This is a genomic window from Prevotella ihumii (genome assembly GCF_900155655.1).
Classification (GTDB): domain Bacteria; phylum Bacteroidota; class Bacteroidia; order Bacteroidales; family Bacteroidaceae; genus Prevotella; species Prevotella ihumii.
Window position 1 is genome coordinate 80,906 of sequence record NZ_LT706987.1, and the last position, 7,946, is coordinate 88,851.

Genomic DNA, 7,946 nt, shown 5'->3' on the forward strand with positions numbered 1-7,946 from the left:
AGGCTACTCTTTCTTTTTATTGCGCAAACTCTGCAGATAAGCCAATTCTTGTAAGGCAAAGTCGGTGCTACGAGGGTCGTTAATGAGTACATTAAGTAGCTTTTCGGCCTCGTCCCAACTACCCTTCTCTATGAAAAGGAATGCTTTCTGTCGATTGAGAAAAGAGCGAAAAGCCTGTATGTTTTGGTCTAAAGTTTCTTCTTCATCGTCACGATTTTGATATTCCCCCTCCATTTCTCGTTCTATATTTTCTATATAGTTGAGCGCACGAACATCGTGCATCGCTATAAGCGTGTTGATATATTCTTCTGTGTAGGTGATACGATTGAGGTGAATGGTGAAAGAGAGGTAATAGAACGCTGTTTCGTGTTGCTGAATTTGATTGTAACAGAAACCCAACATATAGCAAAGGTCATAAAAGAACTGCTGGTTATCGGCTTCCATTGCGTCAGCTTTGGAGTGTAGTAAACCGAAAGCATTGCTCAACCAAAGTATAGCCTCATAGTATCGCTTGGCAAGATAAAGTTTTCGCCCACGATAAAGATAACCTGCAACATCGGGCAATACCACTTCGGCTATGAGACGTTGCTCGTCTGATAGTTCTGATACTGCGCCTTTTTCCAACTTGTCTTTTGCATCTTGCCACATATACTTAAACTCTGCCATCAATTGCTTGTTGTCTCTAAGGTCGAAAGCTACAAGTACCGAGTGCGAGTAAGACTGTATATGTTCTGCATAAATGGTTTCGGACGTAGTAGGCGACAACGATTGCAGCATTGACGATATACGATAATAAAGTGCATCATTGGTTGTGTCCACCTGCTGAACAAAGAAAGTCATATAACGGCGGCGGTCTGGCTCGGAAGGGATAAAGAATGTAAGGTTGAGTGTGAGGTCTTTGCGTACAAAAGCATTGTCCTTGATGAGCGCATCGGAGAAGGTAAACGCCTCAATAGCAGCCTTATCGTTGATGGTCTCTACCCTATCGGTTATCACGCTCAATTCGGATACCACAACATCGCTCCACCCCCACGCTGTGCGCAACCATTGTCCAAGAGTAAGCGGTTCAACAGGATTACTTCGCCATTGGTCTGCCATTTTCTGATGGTTCACTTCTTGTTCACGAAGAAGGAAAAGTTCGCACATCAACTGGCTTTCCGACACTTCCGTATCGCTATTCTTGTTTTCTTTCTGCGCCTTTATTACATCGGCTAATTTACGCATCAACAATGCTTGCCAACCAAACATCTCACGCATAGCAAGCGAGATGATGTCGGATGAACGGTCAGGATCTAACAAAATAGAGGTGAAGAGATGGAGGTCGATAGTATTCGTTTCGTTATTGATAGAGTAAACAAAACGACTGCTATCTGACGATAAATTAAGATGATTGCACAATTGTCTTACATTGCTGAGATATTCCATTTGTGCATCGGCTATAAAGAGATAAGATAAGACGGCATAAGGTGTAGACTCTTGTAGGCGAATACCAAAATGCCCATTTTGATAGTCGTACAACGCAAGCCAATCTTTATCCTCTTTCTTCCATTCGTATTTGCTATTCAAGGAAACAAGAGCCGTCTCCACCATCTGCTTGTTGGTATTCATATTCACATCAGATAGGCGGAGCTTAGTTCCAAATAATTTTCTAAAAATATTGATCATACCACAATGTCATTACCAAGTTTGCGAGCAAGAATATTACGCATATCCTGCATTTGCTTTATTTCGCCCATCTTTTCCATCATCTTTGTAAGGTCGTTTTCGGAAGATAGGGCTGCTTGTAATTCCTTTAAGCGATGGTCGACATAGTCCATTCGGTAGTCGAGAATGAGGTGTACGATGCGATCTTTCAAGTCTGTCTCTCTTTCCTTTACCTGCATACTTTCCGAAAGGTGGAACTGGTCTACGCTCAATTTCACAGCCAATGTAGAAATGAGTGCATCTGTGTGATGGGTAAAGTATTCTTCGGCTTTAAATCCTTCCTCCCCGCTATGCTCCACAGCTTCAGCAAGTATCTGAACAGAAAGTGGATTGGCAAACGAAAGGTCATCTAAGCCAAGATCGTAAGCGATGTATTGTGCCACATTCAGACTTATTTTCTCTCCCGTTTCTTCGTTTTCAATATCTCGGAAGATTATCTTTTCACCGTCACGCACAATGGCTTGCACAAGCATTGTTTCTACCTTTGATGCTTGCTGCATAGGTGTGGCAGGACGAAGAGGTTCGGGTGTGGCAGTAATTGCTTCGGCACTTTGTGCGGCACGTTCTTGTTCACGGCGTTGCTGTTCTTTATCGTTATAGATGAAACGGTTCATCTGTGTGATGAGTGTTTCCTCCTTTACGCCTGTACGATGCGCACATTCACGCAGATAGGTGTCGCGTAGTATGGGGTCTTTGATTACGGCAATGCTTTGTACAATAGAGTTTACCGCCTCCGAACGTTTCACGGGGTCGGTTACACCTCGTAAGAGCAGATTGATTTTAAATACAATGAAGTCGGTCTGATTGTCTTCTATGTATTTTCTAAATTCCTCTGCTGTAAAGCTACGAGCCAATTCGTCAGGGTCTTTCCCGTCAGGAAGCAACAGCACTTTTACGTTCATTCCTTCGGCAAGGAGCATATCCGTACCTCGCAATGCAGCGTGCTGACCTGCCTCATCGCCGTCATAGAGCAAAACAATGTTCTGCGTGAAGCGATGCAGTATTTTGATTTGATGAACCGACAATGCTGTTCCGCTATTTGCCACTACGTTCTCAATACCGCATTGGTGCATCGAAACCACATCGGTATAACCCTCTACCATATATACAAGGTCGAACTTTCCAATGGCTTTCTTGGCTTGGAAGATGCCATAGAGTGCGTGGTCTTTCTGATAAATTTCGCTCCCTGGGGAATTTACATACTTCTGGGCTACCCCCTTTGTGCGTGAGTCCAACAGTCTACCTCCAAAGGCTATCACTTTTCCGCTGACATTTGTCCACGGAAAAATAACACGACCATTGAAGCGGTCTAATAAGTCGCCATTCTCACGTTCATAGCATAGCCCTGTTTTCAATAAGAACTCACGCTTATAACCTGCTGCAAGGGCGGCATTGGAGAAGTCTTGACGACCCGAAAGACAGAAACCCAATTGAAACTTTTCTATAATATCATCTCTGAAACCACGACTGCGAAAATACTGCAAACCAATAGCTTGCCCGTCCACATTATTCTTTAATATATCGTGAAAGTGCTTTGCTGCCCACTCGTTGACCAAGAACATTGCTTCACGTTCGTTTTCCAATTGGCGTTCCTCGGTGGTTAGCTCACGTTCCTGTATCTCAATGTTGTATTTCTTTGCCAACACACGCAAGGCTTCAGCCCACGACAGTTGGTCGTGCTTCATAATAAAGTTGACTACATTGCCAGCCTCACCACACGAAAAACATTTGTAAACCCCCTTTGCAGGACTTACAGAGAACGAAGGAGTGCGATCGTCGTGAAACGGACACAAGCCTTTAAAACTTGTTCCCGCCTTGCGAAGCGTAACATATTCAGAGATAACATCTACAATGTTTGCTGCATCTAATATTCTGTCTATCGTTGATCTGTCAATCATAAATGCAAAGATAGCAAATTAAAACAGCATTTCAAATATGATATTACTATTATTTACCTATTAAGTTCCTTAACCCATAGTTGAAAAACATTATTTTTTACATAAAATTCTGTTTGAGGTAATATATTTAAGGTGTAATGTAAAATGCGTTAAACCCAAATCGGTCGTTAGACTTCTTCGAGATTTGCGAGCTTATTTTGAGCTATTTTTGGTTGTTTTTGAAGACGTTTAGCGAGCTAAACAACTGAAAAAACAAACGAAAAGAGCCAAAATAAGGTGCAAAGACGAAGAAAAGCATAACATCTAAACGCTTTAAAAAGCCTTTGCGGGCTAATGACCGATTTGGGTTAAAAAATGGCTCGCACCGATAAACGATGCGAGCCATTTGTATGTTTGCCTCCAAACAATAAGCATTGGAGTAGTAAAGTTGTACGAATGTAAAGGCTTAAAGTTGAGCCAACTCTATCACCTTATACACAGCAGCCGTTACACCATCAACATCTTTACCGCCAGCCTGTGCATAGTGAGGTTGACCGCCACCGCCGCCCTTCATCAGTTTGGCAGCCTCGCGGATTATCTTTCCTGCATTGAGTTCGTAATCTTTCACCATATCATCGCTCAACATAATAGAGAGCAATGGTTTGCCTTCGTGGGTTGAACCCAATACGCAAACAAGCTTTTCGGGAATAGCTTCACGCACCTTGAACACAATATCCTTGGCTGATGCAGGTTCTACTGGCAACACTGCCTTCACGATGCTAATGCCATTCTTCACCTCTGCACGCTCTACCAACGATTTAGCTGTACGACTTACAACTTGTTGGCGGAAACTTTCCATTTCTTTCTTCAAGGTGTCGTGTTCCTGTATAAACTTCTCAACAACACCCTTGAGGTCTTTCGCATTATTGAAGAGTGCTTTCAAGTCGCGCAATGTATCTTCCACTGCATAGATAGCTTCTTCTGACTTCTGACCCGTAAGTGCTTCTATACGACGTACACCTGCTGCAACGCTACTTTCGCTCACAATCTTGAAGAAACCTATACGACCTGTAGAGGTAGCGTGGATACCACCGCAGAACTCGCACGAAGGACCAAAGCTAATCACACGAACCTTGTCGCCATATTTCTCGCCAAACAATGCCACAGCTCCCATCTTCTTAGCTTCTTCCAATGGGGTATCACGATGTTCCTCACGCTGAATGTCCTGACGAATCATATCGTTTACAAGACGTTCCACCTGTCGCAACTCCTCGTCTGTAACCTTTTGGAAGTGCGAGAAGTCGAAACGCAATGTGTCAGAGCTTACATACGAACCTTTTTGTTCAGCGTGTTCGCCCAATACCTGCTTGAGCGCATAGTCTAACAAGTGAGTTGCTGTATGGTTGGCTGCCGAAGCATCACGCTTGTCAGTATCTACACAAGCCATAAAGTCTGCCTCGATATGCTTTGGCAATTGCTTTACGATGTGAATACTCTGGTTGTTCTCACGCTTGGTATCGATAATTTCCACTGTCTCATCTTCGCTAACAAGAACACCTTGGTCGCCTACTTGTCCACCCATTTCTCCATAGAAAGGCGTATTGTTGAGCACTACCTCGTAGTAGGTATTCTTCTTTTGTGTAACTTGACGATAGCGCAAAATGCGACATTCGTATTCGGTATAGTCGTAACCTACAAACTGTTGTTCGCCTTCAGCCAATACCACCCAGTCGCCGTTTTCCACCGCTGCTGCATTGCGAGCACGTGCCTTCTGCTGTGCCATCTCCTCCTCGAACTGCTTTTCGTCTACGGTGAAGCCCTTTTCACGACAGATAAGTTCGGTCAGGTCGAGTGGGAAACCAAAGGTATCGAATAAGCGGAATGCTTCCTTGCCGTCAAGCACTGTCTTGCCTTCAGTCTGCATACGTTCCATAGCATCGTTGAGAAGGTTGATACCCTTTTCCAAAGTGCGGAGGAACGAGTCTTCCTCTTCCTTTATCACACGTGTGATAAGTTCACGCTGTGCAGGAAGTTCAGGGTAAGCACCGCCCATCTCGTGGATAAAGATATTCAATAGCTTATAGATAAATGCCTCTTTCTGACCTAAGAAGGTGTAAGCATAACGCACCGCACGACGAAGAATACGACGAATAACATAGCCAGCCTTTGCATTGCTTGGAAGCTGACTATCAGCAATAGAGAATGCCACTGCGCGCATATGGTCTGCCACTACACGCATTGCAATATCTATCTTTTCTTGTTCATTCTTTGCCTCACCGTTTTCGCCCGATGGAGTAGTAAATCCGTACTGTTTACCGCTCAATCGTTCCATTTCCTTGATTACAGGCTGGAAGATATCTGTATCGTAGTTGGAGTTCTTGCCTTGAAGCATACGCACCAAGCGTTCGAAGCCCATACCTGTGTCGATGACGTTCATTGCCAATGGTTCGAGCGAACCATCTTTCTTGCGATTGAATTGCATAAAGACAATGTTCCAAATCTCAATCACCTGTGGGTCGTCCATATTTACAAGCTCACGACCTGGCTTCTTTGCCTTTTCTTCAGCACTGCGAGAGTCGACATGGATTTCGGAGCAAGGACCGCAAGGACCTGTGTCGCCCATTTCCCAGAAGTTGTCGTGCTTGTTTCCATTTATAATATGGTCGGCAGGGAGATGCTTTTCCCAATACTTTGCCGCCTCGTTGTCTCTGCCTATGCCTTCTTTAGGACTACCTTCAAACACGGTAACATAAAGGTCTTTTGGGTCGAGCTTCAATACCTCTACCAAGTATTCCCAAGCGTGATCGATGGCTTCTTCTTTGAAATAATCACCAAAGCTCCAATTGCCCAACATCTCGAACATCGTGTGGTGATAGGTATCGTGTCCCACTTCCTCCAAGTCGTTGTGCTTTCCGCTTACACGGAGACACTTTTGCGAGTCGGCACGGCGACGTGGTTCGGGTTCTTTTGTACCTAATATAATATCTTTCCACTGGTTCATACCAGCGTTAGTAAACATCAGCGTAGGGTCGTCCTTGATTACCATAGGAGCGGACGGTACAATGACATGACCTTTCGACTCAAAAAACTTTTTGAACGAGTCACGAATTTCGTTAGCTGTCATCATCTTTATTATTTCTTAATTTATTAAAATTCAATGAAAAGTGTTGCAAAGATACTGACTTTTCACTATTTTTGCAAATGAATTGCTAAATGATTACCCATAAGGGTAGTAAACAAGCGTGAAACAAAATATAAATGGAAGAGAAATCACGAAAGCTATATTACTCTATTAAGGAAGTGGCACAAGAAATTGGAGTCTCAGAAAGCTTGTTGCGTTATTGGGAAACCGAGTTTCCACATCTCCGTCCCAAGACCACGGGAAACCGTGTGCGCCAATACACCGAAAAGGATATAGAACAAATAAAAGTTATTTATAACCTTGTAAAGGTGCGTGGCTTCAAGATTGCGGCTGCACGCAAGATGTTGCAAGAGAACCGTTCAGGAGCCGACAAGAGCCAAAAGGTGATGGAAAGCCTTATCTCTGTGCGCGACCAGCTGAAGGAGCTAAAAGGAATAATAGACAGCTTAGTGTAAAAACGATTTGCATCTAAAACAAACACTATGCAATATATTGCTCAAAAAATAACATAAGAGCAATATATTGCATAATTATTTTTAATCTTCAAGACATTAGCAATTTTTATAGAATTAATTAGTGCTAAATATCAATTAATAATTAACTTTGTAGCAATTTAAAATTAAACTCTATAGAAATGAAAAAAGTATTAGTATTATTCGCAGCGTGCGCTACATTGGTTGCATGCCAGCAAAAAGGTAAAACAGAAGAAGCTAAAACAGCAGATACCACTGCAACAACAGTAGACTCAATTCGCTATGCAGGCGAAATTCCAGCAGCAGATGGTCCTGGAACACGTTACGAAATAGCTATGGCTACAGACAGCACAAACGGTTTCAGCGCAACAGAAACATTGCTCGAAGCTGAAAAGGGCAAGGACGTTGTAAACAAATATACAGGTACTGCTGAAAAGATAGAAAAGGACGTTGACGGCAAGAAGAAGGTAGGCTACAAGTTTACATTCGGCGAAGGCAACGACACTTACTTCCTCCAAGTAGACGATGCTACCCTTCGTATGGTAAACGACCAGTTGGAAGAGTCAGAAGCTAAGGAAATGAACTACGACTTGAAAGTGGTAAAGTAAATCCATAAAGACTTTCTATACCCAAAAGAGCTAACATTGCAAAGCATTGAGGTATAGAGGGATAAAACAATTATAAAGAACCGCCATTGATAATGGAACATTCCATTTCAATGGCGGTTTTTTTTTCGCCTTATTTTTTTAT

5 protein-coding genes are annotated in these 7,946 nt (G+C 43.0%); 2 read left to right on the plus strand and 3 right to left on the minus strand.

The features are described 5' to 3' along the window. Nucleotides 1-3: 3 nt before the first annotated feature. The 3 genes from CZ367_RS00385 to alaS all read right to left on the minus strand — a co-directional run bounded on the left by CZ367_RS00385 (nucleotide 4) and on the right by alaS (nucleotide 6,708). Nucleotides 4-1,665 (minus strand): hypothetical protein, encoded by a 1,662-nt coding sequence (locus tag CZ367_RS00385; RefSeq protein WP_077195261.1) that lies wholly within the window; start codon nucleotides 1,663-1,665, stop codon nucleotides 4-6. Next, nucleotides 1,662-3,602, minus strand: coding sequence for a DNA primase (gene dnaG / locus CZ367_RS00390; RefSeq protein WP_077195262.1), 1,941 nt, complete (start codon nucleotides 3,600-3,602; stop codon nucleotides 1,662-1,664). The genes CZ367_RS00385 and dnaG overlap by 4 nt, the downstream gene beginning before the upstream one ends. Nucleotides 3,603-4,047: 445 nt before the next feature. Further along, the gene (alaS, locus tag CZ367_RS00395) at nucleotides 4,048-6,708 is read right to left on the minus strand and encodes an alanine--tRNA ligase (RefSeq protein WP_077195263.1); all 2,661 of its coding nucleotides are present in this window, start codon (nucleotides 6,706-6,708) and stop codon (nucleotides 4,048-4,050) included. Nucleotides 6,709-6,839: 131 nt separating this feature from the next. On the opposite strand from alaS, the gene CZ367_RS00400 reads away from it, so the two are divergent. After that, nucleotides 6,840-7,178: a MerR family transcriptional regulator gene (locus CZ367_RS00400; RefSeq protein ID WP_077195264.1), complete on the plus strand. Its 339-nt coding sequence runs from the start codon at nucleotides 6,840-6,842 to the stop codon at nucleotides 7,176-7,178. A gap of 179 nt (nucleotides 7,179-7,357) precedes the next feature. Then, entirely contained in the window at nucleotides 7,358-7,804 is a 447-nt protein-coding gene (locus CZ367_RS00405; protein ID WP_077195265.1) for a copper resistance protein NlpE N-terminal domain-containing protein, read from the plus strand. The last annotated feature ends 142 nt before the right edge of the window (nucleotides 7,805-7,946 follow it).

Bases quoted from the DNA above. Each gene is read 5' to 3' on its own strand.
- dnaG (WP_077195262.1), bottom strand. From the start codon at position 3,602: ATGATTGACAGATCAACGATAGACAGAATATTAGATGCAGCAAACATT.
- CZ367_RS00405 (WP_077195265.1), top strand. From the start codon at position 7,358: ATGAAAAAAGTATTAGTATTATTCGCAGCGTGCGCTACATTGGTTGCA.
- CZ367_RS00385 (WP_077195261.1), bottom strand. From the start codon at position 1,665: ATGATCAATATTTTTAGAAAATTATTTGGAACTAAGCTCCGCCTATCT.
- alaS (WP_077195263.1), bottom strand. From the start codon at position 6,708: ATGATGACAGCTAACGAAATTCGTGACTCGTTCAAAAAGTTTTTTGAG.
- CZ367_RS00400 (WP_077195264.1), top strand. From the start codon at position 6,840: ATGGAAGAGAAATCACGAAAGCTATATTACTCTATTAAGGAAGTGGCA.